The organism is Prauserella alba, from assembly GCF_024171735.1.
Taxonomy (GTDB): Bacteria; Actinomycetota; Actinomycetes; order Mycobacteriales; family Pseudonocardiaceae; genus Prauserella; species Prauserella alba.
Window position 1 is genome coordinate 1,324,805 of the sequence record NZ_JAMTCH010000004.1, and the last position, 20,624, is coordinate 1,345,428.

General features: G+C 69.4%; 17 protein-coding genes and 1 tRNA gene. 7 read left to right on the plus strand and 11 right to left on the minus strand.

The annotated features are described in order from the left end of the window. The first annotated feature begins 200 nt into the window (after nt 1–200). Together LY12_RS14940 and LY12_RS14945 are read left to right on the plus strand one after the other, a co-directional pair. Nucleotides 201–1,154, plus strand: a complete 954-nt coding sequence (locus LY12_RS14940) for a metallophosphoesterase (protein ID WP_253857016.1) — start codon at nt 201–203, stop codon at nt 1,152–1,154. A 44-nt stretch (nt 1,155–1,198) separates the two neighbouring features. Beyond that, nucleotides 1,199–1,272 (plus strand) — tRNA-Pro (locus LY12_RS14945). Nucleotides 1,273–1,585: 313 nt separating this feature from the next. Here the strand turns inward: LY12_RS14945 and LY12_RS14950 are convergent. The 3 genes from LY12_RS14950 to LY12_RS14960 all read right to left on the minus strand — a co-directional run bounded on the left by LY12_RS14950 (nt 1,586) and on the right by LY12_RS14960 (nt 6,233). Further along, nucleotides 1,586–3,925: a PQQ-dependent sugar dehydrogenase gene (locus LY12_RS14950; RefSeq protein ID WP_253857018.1), complete on the minus strand. Its 2,340-nt coding sequence runs from the start codon at nt 3,923–3,925 to the stop codon at nt 1,586–1,588. A 137-nt stretch (nt 3,926–4,062) separates the two neighbouring features. Beyond that, complete coding sequence (locus LY12_RS14955; protein ID WP_253857020.1) at nt 4,063–4,665, minus strand: hypothetical protein; 603 nt, start codon at nt 4,663–4,665, stop codon at nt 4,063–4,065. Nucleotides 4,666–5,420: 755 nt separating this feature from the next. Further along, nucleotides 5,421–6,233, minus strand: a complete 813-nt coding sequence (locus LY12_RS14960; RefSeq protein ID WP_253857023.1) for a potassium channel family protein — start codon at nt 6,231–6,233, stop codon at nt 5,421–5,423. A 188-nt stretch (nt 6,234–6,421) separates the two neighbouring features. On the opposite strand from LY12_RS14960, the gene LY12_RS14965 reads away from it, so the two are divergent. Next, nucleotides 6,422–8,284 (plus strand): S9 family peptidase, encoded by a 1,863-nt coding sequence (locus LY12_RS14965; RefSeq protein WP_253857025.1) that lies wholly within the window; start codon nt 6,422–6,424, stop codon nt 8,282–8,284. A gap of 82 nt (nt 8,285–8,366) precedes the next feature. Here the strand turns inward: LY12_RS14965 and LY12_RS14970 are convergent, their stop codons facing one another. Continuing rightward, a complete protein-coding gene (locus LY12_RS14970) occupies nt 8,367–8,843 on the minus strand; it encodes a Dps family protein (RefSeq protein ID WP_253857027.1) in 477 nt (158 codons plus the stop codon). 138 nt (nt 8,844–8,981) lie between these two features. After that, nucleotides 8,982–9,581: an NADPH-dependent FMN reductase gene (locus tag LY12_RS14975; protein ID WP_253857029.1), complete on the minus strand. Its 600-nt coding sequence runs from the start codon at nt 9,579–9,581 to the stop codon at nt 8,982–8,984. A gap of 230 nt (nt 9,582–9,811) precedes the next feature. Here LY12_RS14975 and LY12_RS14980 point away from each other — a divergent pair, with 230 nt between their 5' ends. Then, the gene (locus tag LY12_RS14980; RefSeq protein WP_253857031.1) at nt 9,812–10,873 is read left to right on the plus strand and encodes an alpha/beta hydrolase; all 1,062 of its coding nucleotides are present in this window, start codon (nt 9,812–9,814) and stop codon (nt 10,871–10,873) included. A gap of 121 nt (nt 10,874–10,994) precedes the next feature. Here LY12_RS14980 and LY12_RS14985 read toward each other — a convergent pair whose 3' ends face one another. Further along, the gene (locus LY12_RS14985; RefSeq protein WP_253857033.1) at nt 10,995–11,543 is read right to left on the minus strand and encodes a hypothetical protein; all 549 of its coding nucleotides are present in this window, start codon (nt 11,541–11,543) and stop codon (nt 10,995–10,997) included. Between the two features lie 371 nt (nt 11,544–11,914). Here LY12_RS14985 and LY12_RS14990 point away from each other — a divergent pair, with 371 nt between their 5' ends. Then, nucleotides 11,915–13,114, plus strand: coding sequence for an MFS transporter (locus LY12_RS14990; RefSeq protein ID WP_253857035.1), 1,200 nt, complete (start codon nt 11,915–11,917; stop codon nt 13,112–13,114). A gap of 48 nt (nt 13,115–13,162) precedes the next feature. Here LY12_RS14990 and LY12_RS14995 read toward each other — a convergent pair whose 3' ends face one another. From LY12_RS14995 to LY12_RS15010, 4 genes are all read right to left on the minus strand, one after another. Next, nucleotides 13,163–13,537, minus strand: coding sequence for a DUF8711 family protein (locus tag LY12_RS14995; RefSeq protein WP_253857037.1), 375 nt, complete (start codon nt 13,535–13,537; stop codon nt 13,163–13,165). Between the two features lie 57 nt (nt 13,538–13,594). After that, the gene (locus tag LY12_RS15000) at nt 13,595–14,485 is read right to left on the minus strand and encodes an SAM-dependent methyltransferase (protein ID WP_253857039.1); all 891 of its coding nucleotides are present in this window, start codon (nt 14,483–14,485) and stop codon (nt 13,595–13,597) included. A 268-nt stretch (nt 14,486–14,753) separates the two neighbouring features. Then, nucleotides 14,754–15,800 (minus strand): aspartate-semialdehyde dehydrogenase, encoded by a 1,047-nt coding sequence (locus tag LY12_RS15005; protein ID WP_253857047.1) that lies wholly within the window; start codon nt 15,798–15,800, stop codon nt 14,754–14,756. Further along, nucleotides 15,800–17,062 (minus strand): aspartate kinase, encoded by a 1,263-nt coding sequence (locus LY12_RS15010; protein ID WP_253857049.1) that lies wholly within the window; start codon nt 17,060–17,062, stop codon nt 15,800–15,802. The genes LY12_RS15005 and LY12_RS15010 overlap by 1 nt, the downstream gene beginning before the upstream one ends. Nucleotides 17,063–17,234: 172 nt before the next feature. Here LY12_RS15010 and LY12_RS15015 point away from each other — a divergent pair, with 172 nt between their 5' ends. Beyond that, the gene (locus LY12_RS15015) at nt 17,235–17,828 is read left to right on the plus strand and encodes a nitroreductase family protein (protein WP_253857051.1); all 594 of its coding nucleotides are present in this window, start codon (nt 17,235–17,237) and stop codon (nt 17,826–17,828) included. 180 nt (nt 17,829–18,008) lie between these two features. Here LY12_RS15015 and LY12_RS15020 read toward each other — a convergent pair whose 3' ends face one another. Continuing rightward, entirely contained in the window at nt 18,009–18,377 is a 369-nt protein-coding gene (locus LY12_RS15020; protein ID WP_253857443.1) for a hypothetical protein, read from the minus strand. Between the two features lie 422 nt (nt 18,378–18,799). Here LY12_RS15020 and leuA point away from each other — a divergent pair, with 422 nt between their 5' ends. Then, the gene (leuA, locus tag LY12_RS15025) at nt 18,800–20,599 is read left to right on the plus strand and encodes a 2-isopropylmalate synthase (RefSeq protein WP_253857053.1); all 1,800 of its coding nucleotides are present in this window, start codon (nt 18,800–18,802) and stop codon (nt 20,597–20,599) included. Nucleotides 20,600–20,624: the final 25 nt, after the last annotated feature.

Sequence of the window (20,624 nt, forward strand, 5' to 3'; positions counted from 1 at the left end):
ACACCCGCCCGGGGGCCGCTTCACCGAGCTCAGTCCCCTGTGGTGGCTGGCCGTCATCGGACCGGGGACCGCGATCGCCCTGGTGTTCGCGGTCTCGGAAACGCGGCAACTGATACGCCACGGCACCGACTCGACCCGCCCCCTGACCGCCGGCCGCACGCGTACGCTGGGCGCGTGCAGCTGCAGGGCAAGGAGACTCCATGAAGCGCCTCGTCACCACGACGGCCGCCGTCGGCGCCGCAACGCTCGGCTACGCCGTCGGCGTCGAACGCAGGAACTGGACACTGCGCACGGCCGCGCTCCCCGTCCTCGACGACGACGCCTACCCGATCCGCATCCTGCACATCTCCGATCTGCACATGCTGCCCGGCCAGAAGTCCAAACAACGCTGGGTCGCGGCCCTCGACGAGCTCGAACCCGACCTGGTCGTCAACACCGGTGACAACCTCGCCCATCAGCGTTCCGTACCGCACGTGCTGCGCGCGCTCGGACCGCTGCTCGACCGGCCCGGCGTGTTCATCTTCGGCAGCAACGACTACTACGCACCCAAGCCGAAGAACCCGGCGCGCTACCTCATGCCCAGGGGCCGCAAGAAGCGGATCCACGGCAGGCACCTGCCCTGGCAGGACCTGCGTGCGGCGATGATCGAACGCGGCTGGCACGACCTCACCCACCGCCGCACCACCTTCGACGTCGCAGGTCAGCGGATCTTCGTCGCGGGCGTCGACGACCCCCACCTGCGCCGCGACCGCTTCAGCGAGATCGCAGGCCCCGTCGACGCCGAGATCGTGCTGAAGCTCGGCATCACCCACTCGCCCGAACCGCGCGTGCTGGACCCGTTCGCCTCCGAGGGCTACGACCTCGTGCTCGCAGGCCACACCCACGGCGGGCAGCTCCGTGTCCCCGGCATCGGCGCCCTCGTCACCAACTGCGAACTCGACCGGTCCCGCGCCCGCGGCGTCTCCCGATGGGGCGCCGACATGTGGCTCGGCGTCTCCGCCGGTCTCGGCACCTCGCCGTACGCCCCGGCCCGATTCGCCTGCCCACCCGAAGCGAGCCTGCTCACCCTCGTTCCCCGCAGCTCACCGACCACCCGCAAGGACACCACCGCCAGAAGGACCACCCGCCGCAAAGCCCGCAGCGAAGTCCGCTAGACTGTTTCCCGACCCGCTCACCGGGAGACCGGTGAACACATCATCGGGGTGTGGCGCAGCTTGGTAGCGTGCCTCGTTCGGGTCGAGGAGGTCGTGGGTTCAAATCCCGCCACCCCGACGAAAGAGGGAGACCCTCGTCCGCGGCTCTGTCACCGGAGCAGGCGGACGGGGGTCTCTTTCTTCATGTCACACGCAGCCCAGGCCGTGTTGCGGATTCCGGAGCCCGTGTTGCGCCCTCCAGGACTCGTGTTGCGGATTCCGGGGGTCGTGTTGCGGCTTCCGGGGAGGGCCGGTGCAGGTCGCCGTGGTGTCTTCAGCGGCCGGAGCCGAGCCGAGTCGAACGAGCCCGCTGGGGTCGCACCCGTGGGCACTGTGGCCGAACAGCAGCGGTGGGCCGCACCTTCCGGTACGGCCCACCGCTGCGTGATCGCTTACTCGCCCCGGAAGCGCGCGTACTGCTCGGCGATCGTCGAACCGTCGGCAGCCTCGTCGAGGAACATCAGCGAATCCATGCTGCAGTTGCACGGATTCTTCTCCGCCGTGTTCTGCGGGAAGCTACCGCCGACCTTGATGCCGCGCGGGTTCGTCGCACTGGTCGGCGAACCGTCCACCTGCCACGGGTCACCGTCCTTGACGTACGAGCCCTCGAGTGGCTCGCCGTTGCGGTACAACGCCATCTCACCGGTCGTATAGTCGAACGTCGCCGCCAGGTGCACCCACTCACCCTTCGGCAGGAGCTCACGCCAATCCTGCTCGGCCGCGAACGTCTGAGACTCGCCGCCGTCCAGGCGCCTGCCCAGGGCCACGAGCCGCATCTCGCCGTCGACCTCGATCAGTTCCAGCAGCGCGCGCACGTTGTGACCGTCCGAATCGCCGCTCAGCACGCCCGCCAGGCCGACGGAGTTGTACCGCGCGTCCGGATCGTCCGACGACGGGTCGGGGCTCGGGTTCTCACCCGTCATTTTCACCCAGCCCATCACCGTGATCCCGTCGGCGGCGTTGAACGCGTCCAACGATTCGACACCGTCCGCGTCGCCGTCCCACAGCCCGGCCTTCCAATCGTCGTTGCCGACCTGGCCGGGGTTGACCTGCTTGAGCTGCAACGAGTTGTTACTGCCGGGGAACGCACCGCCATCGACACGCATGTCCTCGCCGCCGTTCACCAGGTCCAGCAGCGTGTTGGCGCTGCCCTGCCCCGCCTCCTTCGCACCGTCCACAGCGAACGGGTGCTCGAAGTCGTAGTGCGCGACCAGGTTGTCCGACACGGCATCGGTGACCTCCGACGGCTCGGCCGGCTTCACGTCCGTGACCTTCCAGATCTTGCCGTTCGCCTTCGCCAGCAGGTAGAGCTCGCCCGCCGCGTCGGTGCCGAACCGCAGGTCGACCCGCCCGTCGTCGACGAAGTCGCTCATCCGCTTCCGCTCGCCGTCCGAATCGAACAGTTGCACCTCGGTGATCGGTTCCCGGTTCTTGCCGCGGCTCATGTCGGCGGCCTCGGTGCTGAACACCTCACCGTCGACCAGGTCACCGAAGATGTACTTGCCCTGCAGCTCCGGATGGATGTCGCCGCGGTACACCTTGCCGCCCGAGATCGCGTGCCCACTGTCCGAATTGCACGGCCAGTTCGCCGGTGCGTCGTGGTCGTAGGCCGCCACCGGGTAGGTGTAGCCGTGCTTGGGGTCATCCGGCGGCAGCGGGTACAGCACGCACTGCTTCTCCGGGTCGAACCGGAAGCGGCCCTCCCGTTCGCTCCAGCCGAGGTTGTCGCCCTTGTCGACCTTGTACACGGCCTCGAGCGCCCGCTGTCCGATGTGGCCGAGGTACATCTCGTTCTTGCCCTCGGGGTCCCACGTGAAGCGGTGCGGATCCCGCATGCCCAGCGCGTAGATCTCGCCGAGCGCGTCCTGCTTCCCGACGAACGGGTTCGACTCCGGGATGCCGTACGCACCGCCCGGGCCGTTCGTGCCCTCCGGGTCGATACGGAGGATCTTGCCCGCCGGGTTGTCGAGTGCCTGCGGAACGTCGGTGCCGACACCGTTTCCACCGTCGCCGACCGCCATGTACAGCAGGCCGTAATCCTCGTCACCCGGCTCGGCCGTCGGGTTGAAGTCGATCTGCTGGATCGCGTGGATCTGGGTCGCGAAGCCGAATCGGAAGATCTCGCGGTGGGTGCCGGAGAACGTGTTCGCCGACGGGTCGTCGGCGGTCCACTCGGTCACGACGCTCTGCACGTCGGCGTTCGGCTGGTTGGGGTACGTCGGCTCGTTCTCCGCGATGCCCTCCTCGCCGACCGAGTGCACGGTGTAGAACTTGCCGTTCTCGGCGAACTCCGGGTGGAACGTGACGAAGCCGAAACCCGTTCCCATGCCCCTGCCCGAGAAGAAGTACTCGTCCTCGTCGCGCATGTCGAGATACGCGTGCTGCTTGCCATCGTCGCCGAGCAGATACATCGGACCGTTGAGGTCCGGCACGTACTTCCGGCCCGAGCCGTCCGGCACCTCCCCGATGTAGTTGATCCGGTTGTGCCGCATCAGCCGCTCGTCCGTCGGCGGCGGCGTCGGTTCGGTCTCCGGAAGCTGGGCGTACTCCTCCAGCACCAACCCCAATTCCGCGGGCCGCGGATCCTCGGGAATCGGATCGGTGATCGGTTCGTCACCCGCCCCCGGCCGGCCCTCCGCCGGTGACGCTCCGCCCGCAGGCGGCGCCGCCAGCGACATCGTGAGCACCGCCGTGGTCACGGCCGACACCCACCATTTTCTGTTGCCCATCATTGGACTCCATCCCACGTGCTCATCGTTTTCACGTGCTTGGATCGATTTCCGGCCGGCACATGCGCGAGCACACGCCGACCCGCCCGGTCCGAAGGCGATTCCGCCGCACCGGGACGTCTACAGTGGACGATTGCTCGTCAGTCGCGGATGCCGGCCGCGGTGACGTCGCGGATGCGGCCGTAGTTGTCGAACGAGCCGAATCCGATCCGGCCACCCGAGAACGTCGTGTCCCTGGCGGTCATCAACGGCTTCGGCGAACCGTCGACGTGAACGGCGATACGACCGGACGGCGCGTGATAGTCGAGTCGCACGTCGTGCCAGGCGCGGTCGTCGATCGTGGGCGGCGCACCGCGCTCGCCGTCCCACTGATCGTCGATGCGTTCCCGGTCGGCGTCGTCGACCTTGAAGATGCCGTTGTGTGCGTAGATCGTGTTGTCCTGCGACAGGTGGACGTAGTAAAAGCTCGTCGGCGACCGGTAGTTGAAGATCAGGACGACGTCGCGGTCGTTTCGGGTCACCGGTTCGTCGATACGCACCGCGGCGCGGTAACGCACCGATCCCAGTTCGGGACCCGCGTCGACGATCGCGTACTCGAACGGCCTGCGCGGTCCCTCCGGCGGATCTCCCCGGTCGGTCTGGATCACCTGACCGTCGGCGAACGTCCACTTGTCCGGGTGCAGCGGAGCCCAGTCGCGCCGCGTCGGCTCCGGCCGGACGACGGTGAACCCGTTGCGGTGCACGGATCCGGCCGCACCCCACGGCCAGGACAACGAGTACCGGTCCGGCGGCTCGCCTCGGAGACCGCGTCGTGCCGGGCCCGCCGCCGCTGCGTGGGTAGCCGCTGCACCGGTAGCCGCTTCACGGTTAACCGTCGCATCGGTAACCGTTGAGTCGGCGACGGCCGCCCCTGCAACGCCAGAGGGTATCGCCGCGAAGGCTGTCGCCGAGGTCGCCGTCAGCGGCAGGACGGCGGCCACGGCAACGAGGAACACCCGCCGCAGCCTCGGCGATCTCGTCGGCCGCAGCGGCCTCGGCTGCGACGTCGGATCGGTACTGCGTGCGCTGGAAGTCGTTCGGGCATGCGAGAACGTGCGGTGCATGATCCTCCCCGCTCGGCGGCCACGCCCGCGGCCACCGGTGATGCGATTTGGCAACTCATGCGGCACCGCCACCTCGACGAGCGGTCATGTCGACGAGCCGGCGCCATGCGCGAAGAACTCAGCGATCACCTCCGTCGGCTCGCCGTACGGCCCATCGTGCTGACCGGATGTTGTGCTTACCGGATGAACGGTTTGTAAGCGCTTTCGGAAAGCGCTTCCCGAAGCATAGGAGTGGTGATCCACAACCGCAAGCCCGCACAGCGGACAATCCGGATGGACGAGAGCAATCCCCCGTGGCCGGACCATCCCGGGGCGAGACCCGTGCGGACGAGGCACTCAGGCCCTACGGGGCCGTCGCCGTCACCGGGTCGTCGTCACGCTCGGACGACCGGCCGTCACGCCCGGGAATCGTCGGTGCGAGCGCCCACGAGCTGTTCACGCAGCGCGGTGATCTCCGCCCTGAGGTCGGCGACCTCGCCGCGCAGCTCCTCCGCACGAACGGCGTCGGCCTGCCGGGACTCCCGCTCCGATTCCTCCATGCCACCGAACTTCTCGACGAACCACGACGCGATCGAACCCGTGACCACACCGAGCAGTGCGATGCCGGCGAGCATGAGTCCGGTGGCGATGAGCTTGCCCTGGCCGGTGACCGGTGAGTAGTCGCCGTAGCCGACGGTGGTGATGGTGGTCATCGTCCACCACAGGGCGTCGCCGAAGTTCGTGATCATGCCGTCCGGATGATCGCGTTCCACCTGCAGGACCGCCAGTGCGGCGGACACGCCGACCAGCAGGGTCGCACCCGACACGTAGGCCACGACCTGCCCGCGCACGCGCGCCTGGATCCGCCGGTTGATCAGGACGAGCACCATGACCAGGCGCAGCACTCGTAGCTGCCGCAGCATCGGCACGGCGATGACGACGAGGTCGAACAGGTTCCGCAGCACGAACCTGCCGCGCCGCCGGCTCAGCGCGAGCCGGACGAGGTAGTCGGCGGCGAACGCCGCCCACACCAGCCACATGCCGAGGTCGAGCGTCGAGCGCGTGCCGCGGTCCATGCCGGGCTCCAACACGACCCAGGCGTATCCCGCGAAGAACAGCACGGACAGCGCGATCATCGGCCACTCGGTGCGCTGTTCCCAGCGCCTCAACCGCGTCTCGTCGGGTTCGTCGTCGGCCCTGTTGTCGGTGCGCACGGGTTCAGCAGACATCGCGCCCATGATGACGGCCACCCCCTGCGCCGGTCCGCACAACCCCTCAACCTCACAGGTGACGGGGCTCACACGCAGCTCGCGCGCCTGCGCACCTCCGCTGAATCACCACCGGGCACGTCTCCGCCGACCACCCCGGGCACGGCGTGCGGCGGCGTCGCCACCGGGACCTGGCAGTATCGACGACCGTGACGACACAGCAGCCAGGCGCACCGCGGTACCCAGCCCCACACGTCCCCGACCGGCTCTTCTCCGACGAGGGGGCCGAGCGGCGTTGGCGGTCACGGTTCCTGGCGCCGCGGGTATCGGTGCCGGACTGGGCGCTCGACGCACCCGACGCCAGCATCTACGTGTCCAACGCCAGCGGCGTGTGGGAGGTCTACGCGTGGAACCGCGTCACGGGCGAGAGCCGCCAGGTGACCGACCGTCCTAACGGGACGCTTCACGCGACGACGTCGCCCGACGGCGAGTGGATCTGGTGGTTCGACGACACCGACGGCGACGAGTTCGGCTCCTGGGTCCGCCAGCCCTTCGACGCCGGCGACACGGCGCAGAACGCCGAGGCCGCCAAGGCCGTGGCCGACGTCCCCGATGGTTATCCGGCGGGCCTCGAGATCGGCCACCGGCTCGTCGCGGTCGGCGTGTCCACCGACGACGGCAGCGCGCTGTACGCGCACACCGGCGGGGAGACGACACGCTTCTACTTCCGCTCCGAGGACGCGGGCATCGCCGCGCTGTCCCGGGACGAACGGCTGCTGGCCATCGCGCATTCCGAGCACGGCGACTCGCGCCACCCCGCGGTCCGCGTGCTCGCCACCGACGGGTTCCAGGCCGTCGCCGACAAGTGGGACGGCGAGGGCAAGGGCCTCGACGCGCTCGAGTTCTCCCCCGTCGAAGGCGACCCGCGGCTGCTGCTCCTGCACGAACGCCGCGGCAGGGAAGAGCTGCTCATCTGGGACGTCGAGGCCGACACCGAACAGGAGATCAGTCTCGACCTGCCCGGCGAGGTCGCCGGCACCTGGTATCCGGACGCCGACGCGCTGCTGATCGTCCACTTCCACGAGGGCCGCAGCTCGCTGCATCGCTACGACCTGAAGTCCGCCGCGCTCACCGCGTTGGACACGCCGCCCGGCCGGATCGGCGGTGGCGGCGTTCGCCCGGACGGCAGCGTCGAGTACTCGTGGTCGAACGCCGCTCAGCCTCCCGTGGTGCGGGTTCGCCGCGCCGACGGGGCCGACGAGGTGCTGATGACCCCGCCCGGCGATCCTGCACCCGGGTCGCAGCCCGTCGAGGACGCGTTCGTCGACGGTCCCGGTGGCCGCATCCACGCGCTCGTCGCCAGGCCGGCGGGAGCCGAGGGTCCGCAGCCGACCGTGTTCCTGCTGCACGGCGGTCCGCACGCCGCGGACGAGGACCGCTTCTCCGCCTACCGCGCCGTGTGGCTGGACGCCGGGTTCGCCGTCGTCGAGGTGAACTACCGCGGATCGACGGGCTACGGCTCGGCGTGGCGCGACGCCATCGAGGGCAGGCCGGGGCTGACCGAGCTCGAAGACGTCGCCGCGGTGCACGGGTGGGCCGTGAGCAGCGGGCTGACCGATCCGCAGCGGTGCGTCGTCAGTGGCGCTTCGTGGGGTGGGTACCTGACGTTGCTGGCGCTCGGCACCCAGCCGGGCCGGTGGACGGCGGGTGTCGCCGGCGTTCCCGTCGCCGACTACGTAGCCGCCTACGAGGACGAGATGGAACAGCTGCGCTCGTTCGACCGCGCCCTGTTCGGCGGCGCGCCCGAGGACGTGCCCGGCGTCTACCGCGAGTGCTCCCCGCTGACGTACCTCGACGACGTCGACGCCCCGGTTCTCGTGCTCGCCGGTGACAACGACCCGCGCTGTCCGATCCGCCAGATCGAGAACTACCTCGACGGGCTCGCCGAGCGAGGCGTGACCCACGCGTTCTACCGCTACGACGCGGGCCACGGCTCACTGGTGATCTCCGAGACGATCACCCAGACGGCCACCGAGGTGCACTTCGCGATGCAGGCCGTCGGGCTCACCTGACCCGCGCCCGTGCCCCAGGGGCACTTTGGTTGCGTTCAATGCAGCCAAAGTGCCCCTGGGGGCTCCCGCGCCACGCGCGGGACTACTGCTGCTGGGCCTGCCACATCCAGTGCTGCTTCTCGAGTTCGGCAGCGATCTCGATGAGCAGGTCCTGGGTGACGAGGTCGGCCTTGTCGGTCTCGTCGATGCGGTTCCGCAGGCGTTCGATCAGCTCGGAGAGGACCTCGACGATCGCGTCGACTGTGGCCTTCGTGTCCTGCCAGTTGTCGGGGTAGTCCGACAGGCCCGAGCTCTCCGCGACCGTCGACGCCTTGCCGTTCGGCGAGACACCGATGGCGTTGGCACGCTCGGCCACCGAATCGGTGTAGGTGCGCGCCGTCGACACCAGCTCGTCGAGCTGCAGGTGGACACTGCGGAAGTTCGTGCCGACCACGTTCCAGTGGGCCTGCTTCGCGATCAGTGACAGATCGATGAGGTCGACCAGCGTGCTCTGCAGCACGTTCGCGGTGATCTTCTTGTCGCTGTCCTTGAGTGGGCTGCTGATCGGCGACTTGGCCATGGGTTCCTCCTGCGGTGCGCTCCCCTGCAAGCGCTCGAGTCCTCGGAAGCATCGCGTGCCGCGGGCAGCACGCGACGCGCGCCGGGCCGACGCGATCCGGGGATTACCGCCTCGCCGGGAACCCAAACCCGGCCGCCGTCATGCGCGGCGCTGGGCGAACTCCGTGACCTGGGTGCCGATGAGCCGCAGCGTGCGCTCGACCTTCTCCTCCGACGCTCCGCCGTCGACGTCGAATTTGACCTCACCGGTGTTGACCGCGCCACCGAGTGGTGTGGGCCAGCCGCGGAGGGCGTGGGTGATGGTGCGCAGCTGGTCGAGTGTGGTTACGGCCGCCTGCCAGCCGTAGGCGACCCCGACCACGCCCACGGCGCGGCCGTCGAGGTAGGGGCGCCGGTCGGCGCGCAGGTCCTCGAGGTAGTCGAGCGCGTTCTTGATCAGGCCCGACAGTGCGCCGTGATATCCGGGCGAGACGACGATGAGCCCGTCGGCCTCGCGGACGGCCTCGACGAGTTCGCTCGCGCGTGGCGTGCGTTCGAGCGATACCGCGTCGTAGAACGGCAGGTCCAGGGCCTGGCCGGAGATGGCGGACGTGTCGGCACCCGCTTCGGCAGCACCGTCGAGTGCGATCCGGAGCGCCCGTTCGGTCTGCGAACCGTCCCGCAACGAGCCGCCGATACCGAGCACCTTGACCGTGCTGGCGGAAGTCGCGCCTGCAGAAGTCGCGCCTGTAGAAGTCACGACTCCGAGGCTAAGTGCTCGACCATGGTCGAGGTCCACTACGGCGGCACCGAGACGATATCCGTCACATCTCGCACTCGTGACGGCCGGAACCGGCCGGTGATCGGCCGGTGATCGGCCGCCGGGGCGCCGCCGCGGGGCAGGGGAACGCGGTCACCGACGACTGGCCCTTCTTCCTACCCGCAAGTAACCTCGTGTACGCAGTCAGAGTCGACGGGAAGGCACCACCGATGGCGATTCCACCCCAGATCCGGGCCCAGGCCGCAGCCATGAAGACGATCTACGCGCTGCCCTCGCCGCTGCGTCGGCTGATCGCGGGCAAGCCGGTGCAGCTGGACGGCCAGGAGCTCGCACTGGACGCGCAGTTGCTGCTGCGGATGCAACAGCTGTCCGGGACGTCACTGGTGGCTTCGGACTTCGACGTCAACACCTCGCGCGCGGCCCTCGATGCGGCACGGCACCTGGTGAGCGGCGCGCCGATCCAGCCGGTCGCGACCCGCGAACTGTTGATTCCCGCCGACCACGGCGACATCCCGGCCCGGCTGTACACGCCGCAAGGCCTGGCCGACGGATCACCGCTGCTGGTCTTCTACCACGGCGGCGGCTTCGTCATCGGCACGCGCGACAGCCACGACAACACGGCGCGGCTGCTCGCCAAGCAAGCGGGCGTGCGGGTGCTGTCGATCGAGTACCGCCTCGCACCCGAGCATCCGTTCCCCGCGGCGCAGCAGGACGCGCTCACGGCGTTCGATTACGCCCACGCGAAGGCCGCCGACCTGGGAGCCGACGCCGAGCGCATCGCCGTCGGCGGGGACAGCGCGGGCGGCAACCTCGCGGCTGTGACGGCGCTGGCCGCCACCCGGCGCGGCGGCCCGGCACCCGCGTTCCAGCTGCTGCTGTACCCGGCGGTCGACTCGACGACGCGGCGCCGCTCGCGCGAACTGTTCGGCAACGGGTTCTTCCTCACCGACGAGCACATGACGTGGTTCCTCGACCAGTACGCACCCGCGGGTGTCGACCGCGCCGACCCGTTGCTGTCACCGCTGCTCGCCGACGACCACACGGGCCTGCCGCCCGCCTACATCGCCACCGCGGGGTTCGACCCGCTGCGCGACGAGGGCGAGGCGTACGCGGCCAAGCTGGCCGAGGCCGGCGTCCCCGTCGGCCTCAGCAGGCAGGACGACCTGATCCACGGGTTCGTCAACTTCACCGGCGTCGGCACCCGTTTCCGGGAAGCCACAGCCGAGGCCGCGGGCGCCCTCCGCATGGGCCTGTCCGGCTACACGCGGTAGCACGAACAGCGGCGCCCCGGGATTCGTCGATGTCCCGGGGCGCTGATCGGCGTGAGGGGAAGATTTGGGGCGTTGGACGCCCCCAAGGTGCCCTTGGGGGCGTCCAACGGCCGCCCGTGGGTTACGGGGTCGGGACGTCGGGGGTGTCCGGGACCTCCGGTGTGTCCGGGACCGCGGGCACCTCCGGCATCGGCACCGGGCCGAGCAGACCGGACAACAGCCCCTGTACCGTCGCGAGCAGTGACTGCAGCAGGCCGTTCACCGCGGCCAACGGATCCGGCAGCGAGGGCAGCTGCCGCATCTCGGCGTCGGCCGTGTAGGCACGCGGCTGCGCCTGCGGGTCCGCGAGAACGTCCCGCACCTTCTGGTTCTGCGCCAACGCCTTCTTCGCGTCGCTCGCCGCCTTTCGCGCGGTGGATGTCGTGGCGAGCCGCTCGAGCACCGGGTCGACCTCGGCGAGCATGGCCTTCGTGCCCTGCACGTCACCGGAGTAGGCCCGGTCGGTGAGCTGGTCCCGCAGGTCCAGTAGGCGGTGTGCGGTGGACTGGGTGGTGACCGAGCCGCTGCCGTCGTCGCTGATGCTCGCGGCCGTCGCGATCCCCGATGTGGAGACTGCGAGCGCGGCCCCTGACAGCACCGCGGCGACCGTACGAGCGAATCCGGACTTCATGACTGCCAACCTCCTGGCGTGGGAGAGCAACGAACACGTCCAGCCGTACCAACCGGCCTCGTCGTGCACACCGTGCAATCACCTGATCCCGTGGCGTGATGACGTCACGACGTGTGCTCGCCACCCATCGCGCACTGGACCAACTGGGGCATGAGCTTCACCCACTTGCCGGTACGGCAAGTACCGAGACGAGCGATCCGGGCGTCACACTGCGGTCGCACCGTCCACCACAGCTCCCACAACCGTCCCCCGACGTAACCGTTCCCCGTCCTGCCCGCCGGGTTCACCCTCCGGCGCGTCACCCGCACCCCACGTGTGACGTGCTCGAAAGAAGTTGCACGACCGTACCGGGATGCTGTTACGTCGCGGACGTGCCGCTGACGCCCTACCTGCACATTCTTCGCATTCCTCGCATGGCCACGTCGACCCTCGTCGCCGTGCTCGCCCGGCTCCCCATGACCGCCACGGGCGTCACGCTGACCCTTCACGTCGTCGGCACACTCGGCCACGGCTACGGCGCCGCCGGCCTCGTCGGCACCGCCACCACCGCGGGTACGGCGCTCGCCGCGCCGCTGCTCGGCCGCATGATCGACCGCCACGGACTGCGACCCGTGGTCGCGGTGTGCGGCACGACGTCGGCCACGTTCTGGATCAGCGCACCGCACCTGCCGTACGCCGTACTGCTCGTCGCGGCACTGCCCGCCGGTGCGCTCCTCATTCCCGCGGGCCCCATCGCGCGCCAGGTGATCGCCGCGCTCGTCCCCGTGCGGCAGCGCCGCACCGCCTACTCGCTCGACTCGGTGCTCGTCGAGCTGACGTTCATGACGGGCCCCGCGCTGGGAATCCTCGTCACCACGCAGGTCTCGTCGACGGCCGCACTGACCGCGATCGGCCTGCTGTTCGGCACGTGCGGGTGCGCCTTGTTCGCCGTGAACCCACCGGTCCGGACACCGGAGGAGGCCGGGCAGACCTCTCGGGCCGGGATTCGCCCACCGCTGACGTCCTGGCTCGGCAGGCACATGATCGCGACGTTGCTCGTCGCGACCGGTGCACTCTTCGTACTGGTCGGCGCGGAACTGGCGGCACTGGCCACCCTGCGCGAGTCCGGGGAGGTGGGCGCGGCGGGCATCGTGATCGCCGTGATGTGCCTGGCGTCGCTGGTGGGCGGGGTCGTGCACGGGGTCGCACGCCGGTCGGCGTCCCAACTGACACTGATGGTCACGCTGGCCGCACTGACGATCCCCGCGGCCCTCGTGGCCGAGCCGTGGTGGCTGCTCGCGCTGATCCTCGTGCCGTCGAACCTCGTGTGCGCCCCGACCCTTGCGGCCACGACGGAACGGGTCTCGCAGCTCGCTCCGCCGGCGGCGCGCGGCGAGGCGATGGGCGTGCAGGACTCGGCGACACGGATCGGGCTCGCACTCGGCAGCCCGGTCGTCGGGTTCGTCATGGACCACACGTCGCCGGGCATGGGTTTCGTCGCGGCGGGTGCGGGTGGACTGGCGTTCGCAGCCGCCGGTGCGGCCCTGTCCCGCCGCAGCACGTCCGGCCGGCCCGCCCCGCAGCCCGCGTGACGCCGCGGCGCCGGAGGGACGTCCCGACCGGCACCGCGGCGTCACGGGTCATGTGCAGGCCTGGCGGAGTTGGTCGAGTTTGTTCAGGTTCTGCTGCAGCCACTGGTTGAAGTCGCCGATCCGGTCGGCGCGTTGCTGCTCGAGTTCGACGTAACCGTCGGCGAGCGCGGTCAGGTTCTGCTTGAGGTCCTGTTCGGTGGCCTTGCCCGCGAGGTCACGAAGCTCCTGCGCCTTGTCCGCAGCCTCGGACTGCACCTGTTCCGGATCGACGTTCGGGTTGAGGTCGACGATCCCGAGCGCCTGACCACAGACACTCGCCTTGTCCGCGGCCCCGCCCACGGATTTGCTGATCTCCGACACCTCGGAGCACCCTGCGAGCAACAACATTCCCAGCGCGGCGACCGGCGCCGTCCGTTTCCACATGGCTCGACAACCTACCGGCAACACCACCGGGCCGTGACCCGGTTGCGGACGGGAGGGCTAGCGTTTCCGTGCCGTCAGATACCGCCCGTTGCCCGCCAGCTCGGCGACGTGCTCGTCGTCGAACGTGCGGCCGTACCGGTCGGCCAACTGCGCCACCGTCACCTCGTCGACGGTCCACCCCAGTTCAGCCAGCCCGGCGTTCGGGTCGTAGTCGCTGTCCGCCAGCAACGATGCGAGGTCGATCCCCAGTCCGGCCGACAACGACGCGGCCGAGGAATCGGCGAGTACCGAATCCACACCCGGCATGTATTCCACCGCGATCGTGCTGCCCGGCGCGGACAGCTCGTGCACGGTCGTCAGCAGCTGCTCCGCCGCGTCCCCGGGGAGGTACGGCATCAGCCCCTCGGCGAGCCAACTGGTGGGCATCGCAGGATCGAAGCCGTTACCGGCCAGCGCCGCCGCCCAGTCGTCGCGCAGGTCCACCGCCGCGACCCGGCGCGCACATCCCGGCTCCGCTCCGCCGCGCGCGAGCACCGCGTCCTTGAACGCCAGCACCCGCGGCTGGTCGACCTCGTACACCGTGACGCCTTCCGGCCACGGCAGCCGGAAAGCGCGACTGTCCAACCCGGCCGCGAGCAACACGACTTGGCGGGCACCCGGCGATTCCCCGGAGGCGCGGCACGAATCGAGCAGGTACTCGTCGAGATGGCGCGAACGCAGCCCCAGGAAAACCGACATCAGCGACCACCGGAGATCGTCGTCGGCGACGTCCTCGGCCTGCGCCGGCATGGGAATCGGCGATTCTGCGGCGCGGACGAAATCGGCGGCGTAGGGGTCCCGGACGAGCGGGTCGGCCCGGCTCGTCTCGACGGCCCTGGCGGCGGCCACGCCGAGAGCGGTGATGCCCACCCCCGAGACGATGTCCCAATCCCGCAGCTCATACGTCATGTCCACACCCCTCTCACCGCACGTGATCACTCCACTACCAGACATACCCCGATTGCTTAGCACCTACAACTATCAGAGACACGCATCACCGGAAACGAATGAAAGAGCTCCGGAATGCGAAAACCGCGAAGGCCTGAACCTTCGCGGTTTTCGTCATTGCGGCACGATTCGCCGGAAACGCCCGTCCTCGGCTTTCGGCGCCTGTTTTCGGCGCGTCTCCTGTTTTCGCGGCGTCTCCTGGTTGGCGTCGCGTGCTTCCGCCGCGTCCCTACTTCGAGATTCGGTCGGCGACGAGCTCCGCGATCTGCACCGTGTTGAGCGCCGCACCCTTGCGGAGGTTGTCGTTGGAGAGGAACAGCGTCAGCCCGCGGCCGTCCGGCACGCCCTGGTCGGTGCGAATGCGGCCCACGAAGCTCGGATCCTTGCCCGCGGCCTCCAGCGGCGTCGGCACGTCGGCCAGCTGCACGCCCGGCGCCCCCGAGAGCAGCTCCTGCGCACGGGCCACGGAGATCGGCGACGCGAACTCGGCGTTGACCGAGAGCGAGTGCCCGGTGAACACCGGAACGCGCACGCACGTGCCCGACACCGCGAGCCCCGGGATGTCGAGGATCTTGCGGCTCTCGTTGCGCAGCTTCTGTTCCTCGTCCGTCTCGAACGTGCCGTCATCCACAATGGAGCCGGCCATGGCCAGCACGTTGAACGCGATGGGCGCGACGTACTTCTCCGGCGAGGGGAAGTCGACGGCCGAACCGTCGTGCGTCAGCGCCTTCGCGTTGCCGTCCGCGGCATCGACCTGGCTCGCCAGTTCCTCGACACCGCCGAGCCCGCTGCCCGACACCGCCTGGTACGTGCTGGCGATCAGGCGCGTGAGGCCCGCGTCGTCGTGCAGCGGCTTGAGGACGGGCATCGCGGCCATCGTCGTGCAGTTGGGGTTGGCGATGATGCCCTTGCGCGCATCGCCGATCGCGTCCGGGTTGACCTCACTGACGACGAGCGGGACGTCCGGGTCGAGCCGCCACGCCGAAGAGTTGTCGATCACCGTCACGCCCGCCTCGGCGAACCGTGGCGCCTGCGCCTTCGACGTCGAACCTCCGGCGGAGAACAACGCGATGTCCAGTCCGGACGGATCGGCCGTCGTCGCGTCCTCCACCTCGATGTCCTTGCCGCCCCACGACAAGGTCGAACCGGCGGAGCGGGCCGAGGCGAACAACCGCAGCTCGGACAGGGGGAACTTCCGGTCCTCCAACAGCTGCCGCATCACACCGCCGACCTGGCCGGTCGCACCGACCACACCGACTCGCAGCCCACCAGCCATCAGCGACCACTCCCCGCGTAGACGACGGCCTCTTCGTCGCCGCCGAGTTCGAATGCCTCGTGGATCGCACGCACCGCGTCGTCGACCTGCTCGTCGCGGATCAGCACGGAGATGCGGATCTCGGAGGTGTTGATGATCTCGATGTTGACGCCCGCGTGGGCCAGCGCCTCGCAGAACGTCGCCGTGACACCCGGGTGCGAGCGCATGCCCGCACCGACGAGTGACACCTTGCCGACGTGGTCGTCGTAGAGCACGGCAGAGAAGCCGATCTGCTCCTTGAGCGCCTCGAGCTCCCCGACCGCGCTCGGCCCGTTCGCCTTCGACAGGGTGAAGGTGATGTCGGTGCGGCCCTGCGTGTTGGACACGTTCTGCAGCACCATGTCGATGTCGATCTCGGCGTCCGCGACCGCGCGGAAGATGCTGCCCGCCGCGCCCGCATGGTCGGGGACCCCGGTGACCGTGATCTTCGCTTCGGACCGGTCGTGCGCCACGCCGGTGATCAACGCCTGTTCCACGGGGATCTCCTCAATCGAGCCGGCCACCGTCGTGCCCGGCTTGTCGCTGTAGGACGAGCGAACCCGGATCGGCACACCGTACCGCCTTGCGTACTCGACCGAGCGCAGGTGGAGGATCTTCGAGCCGCTCGCCGCGAGCTCGAGCATCTCCTCGTACGGCACCGTGTCGAGTTTGCGGGCATCCGGAACGATCCGCGGGTCCGCGGTGTACACGCCGTCCACATCGGAATAGATCTCACACGCGTCGGCTTCGAGCGCCGCGGCGAGCGCGACGGCCGTCGTGTCCGATCCGCCCCTGCCGAGCGTCGTGATGTCCTTGGTGTCCTGGGCAACACCCTGAAAGCCCGCCACCAGGGCGATGTAGCCCTGCTCGAGCGCCTCGGTCACGCGCCCGGGCGTGACGTCGATGATGCGGGCGTTTCCGTGCACGGACGTCGTCACGACGCCCGCCTGCGAGCCGGTGAACGACCACGCCTCGGCGCCCTGCGCCGAGATCGCCATCGCGACAAGCGCGTTCGAGATCCGCTCGCCCGCAGTCAGCAGCATGTCCATCTCGCGCTCCGGCGGGACGGGATTCACCTGCTCCGCGAGGTCGAGCAGCTCGTCGGTCGTGTCCCCCATCGCGGAACACACGACGACCACCTCGTTGCCTGCCTTCTTCGTGGCAACGATGCGCTCGGCGACACGCTTGATCCGGTCTGCGCTCTCCAGCGACGAACCGCCGTACTTCTGGACTATGAGCGCCACTTTGGCCGAACCTCCTCGAAGGAGCGGCGCCCGCTCGGCGGCCTTGTCGCAAAGGTGCGCACGCTCCGTATCGTCGTGACCAGGGTACCGATCGTTCACCCGGATGCCATTCGGCCTTGTGACTCCTCGCACGCCGCCGAGCTGCTGGTTTCCGGGCCCATGGAGGTGCGGAATGGGTGGCGGACAACAGGAAACGCCCGTCGGTGTGCACGCGCTGATCGCCCGGCGCCGGAGCCCCCGGGCCTTCGACGCAATGAGCGACGTCACACCGGAGCAGATCCGCACCCTTCTCGACGCGGCCCGTTGGGCGCCCTCGTTCGGCAACACCCAGCCCGCGCGATTCCTCGTCGGCCTACGCGGCGACGAGACGTACGCGCGGGTGCTGGAGGCGCTGACGGAACGGAACCGGGCGTGGGCCCACCGGGCGGGTGCGCTGCTGGTCGGGCTGGCGATGCGGCGCAACGCCAAGGGCGAGGTGCCGTACGCCGAGTACGGCGTCGGCCTCGCCGCCGAGAACCTGGCGCTGCAGGCCGTCGCGGAGGGCCTGGCCGCGCACCAGATGGCCGGTTTCGACGCGGAACGGGTGCGACGGGACTTCGGGGTGCCCGCCGACGCCGAACCCCTGGTCGCGATCGCCGTCGGGGTCCAGGCCGATGCCGAGGTGCTCGGCGGGCCACGGGACGTCGAACGCGAACGGGCCCCGCGCGCCCGCCTGCCGCTCTCGGAGATCGCCTACGCCGGCGCCTGGGGCACCCCCTTGCTGTGACCCTGCGATCCCCAGGCCGGCGTGAGCGCCCCCAAGGGCACCCTGGTCGCGTTGAGCGCGACGAATCCTCCCCCGATCATGGCGCAACAGCGAGCGCACCCCATGCCCCCTTCACGAAGTGCGAGGGGAAGAACAGGCGCGTTGAGTGCGACCAATGTGCCCTTGGGGGCACCGAAGCGCTCAGACGCCGCCGCCGACGCGGCGGATCACCTTCGCCACGATCGACGACACGACGAGCCAGAAGATCGCAGCGATGCCGTAGTTGATCAGGACCAGGAGTTTCGGATCCGCGGGCTGGAACAGGTCGTGGAAGCCGACCGCGAGGTTCTCGGACGTGTCGGCCACCCACTGCACGATGCCGTTCTCGGGGTTCGCCTCGCCGATCACGAAGACGACGTGGAGCACCAGGACCAGCGCGAACGCGAGGCCGACCCACCGGACGATCCCGGCGAGCAGGCCGACACCCCGTTCGCGAACGGCCTTCCAGTCGACCGACGGCTCCTTCGCCTCACGCTGCGCACGCCGCGAACCGCCGGTCTGCCCGGTCACCTTCCCGTTCGCCGCGTCGGGGGTGCCGCTCTGCGCGGCCGCCTGCGGCGCACCGCTGCCGCCGGACGTCGTCTCGGGAGCCGACGGCTGGTGCACCTCGGTGGCCTCCGTATCGGCGCCACCACCTGCGCTACCCTGCGCGTTCTTCTCCGTGTGCTCACCCATGACCCGCAGTCTGACACGTCGCATGGCCGATTGCTACGGGCCAGTAACCTGCAACGATGTTGCGCCGTAACATTTCGGTGTCGACACCCGCCCTCGCCAATCGGCCCGTCGTTGGGTTAGCCTCGCTCTCGTGGCACGCGCACTTCTGCTTCGCTGCCGCGACGGGGCCTGATCGGACCGGCTCCCCGTCGCGGGGTTTCGTTGTGCCGGTCTGAGGACCGAGGCCCCTTCAGCAGCGAGCAGGAGCATTCAGCACCATGAGTACGCCCGAGAGCGGAATCTCCGAAGTACCTTCTTCCAACAGTCGCATCCGTAAACCGTCGCGTCCGGCGCCCGCCGACCAGCCGGTGTGGAACTTCCAGCGCGGCTCATCCATGCCGTACCACCGTTACGAGCCGTGGCACCGGCTGGTCGAGGACATCCGGCTGCCCGACCGCACCTGGCCCGACAACCGCATCGACCGCGCCCCGCTGTGGTGCGCGGTCGACCTGCGCGACGGCAACCAGGCGCTGATCGACCCGATGTCGCCCGCCCGCAAGCGCAAGTTCTTCGACCTGCTCGTGCGGATGGGTTACAAGGAGATCGAGGTCGGCTTCCCCGCGGCCAGCCAGACCGACTTCGACTTCGTCCGCGAGATCATCACCGACGGCGCGATCCCCGACGACGTCCACATCCAGGTCCTGACGCAGTGCCGCCCCGAGCTGATCGAGCGCACGTTCCAGGCCCTCGAAGGCGCACCGCGCGCGATCGTGCATGTCTACAACTCGACGTCCATCCTGCAGCGCCGCGTCGTGTTCCGCGAGGAGCGCGAGGGCATCAAGAAGATCGCGCTCCAGGGCGCGGAGCTGGCCGCCGAGTACGCGAACAAGTACTCCGACACCGAGTTCCGCTTCCAGTACTCGCCCGAGTCGTACACCGGCACGGAGCTGTCGTACGCGGCCGAGGTGTGCAACGCCGTCGCCGACATCTGGCAGCCCACGCCGGAGCGGCCTGCGATCATGAACCTGCCCGCGACCGTCGAGATGGCGACACCCAACGTCTACGCCGACTCGATCGAATGGATGAGCCGCAACCTCGACAACCGGGACTCGATCATCCTGTCGCTGCACCCGCACAACGACCGCGGCACCGGCATCGCGGCCGCTGAGCTCGGCTACCAGGCCGGCGCCGACCGCATCGAGGGCTGCCTGTTCGGCAACGGGGAGCGCACCGGCAACGTCGACCTCGTCGCGCTGGGTATGAACCTGTTCAGCCAGGGCGTCGACCCGCAGATCGACTTCTCCGACATGGACGAGATCAAGCGGACAGTCGAGTACTGCAACCAGCTGCCCGTGGCCGAGCGCAGCCCGTGGGGCGGCGACCTGGTGTTCACCGCGTTCTCCGGCAGCCACCAGGACGCGATCAACAAGGGTTTCGCCGCGCTGGAGGACGCAGCCGAGAAGGCGGGCACCCCGGTCGACGAGTTCCCGTGGGAAGTGCCGTACCTGCCGATCGACCCGAAGGATGTCGGCCGCACCTACGAGGCGGTCATCCGCGTCAACTCGCAGTCCGGCAAGGGCGGCATCGCCTACATCATGAAGAGCGAGCACCAGCTCGACCTGCCGCGCCGCCTGCAGGTGGAGTTCTCCCAGGTCGTGCAGCACTACACCGACTCGGAGGGCGGCGAGGTCGACCCGGACACGATGTGGACGGCGTTCTCCCGCGAGTACCTGGAGACCACCGCGCCGCTGAAGCTCGAGCACGCGCAGGTGTCGGCGACCTCGGACGGCTACGAGGTGACCGCGACCGTGCTCGTCGACGGCGACGAGCGGGAGGTCAGCGGCCGCGGCAACGGGCCGATCGCCGCGTTCTTCGACGGCCTGGCCACGGTGGGCTACGACGTGCGGCTGATGGACTACAGCGAGCACACGATGTCGCCGGGTGACGATTCGCGCGCCGCCTCGTACATCGAATGCGGCATCGGGGACGGCGTCTACTGGGGCGTCGGCATCGACCCGTCGATCGTCACGTCCTCACTGCGCGCCGTCGTCTCGGCGATCAACCGCGCACACCGCTGAGGCCCGCGCGCACCCACCGAGGGTT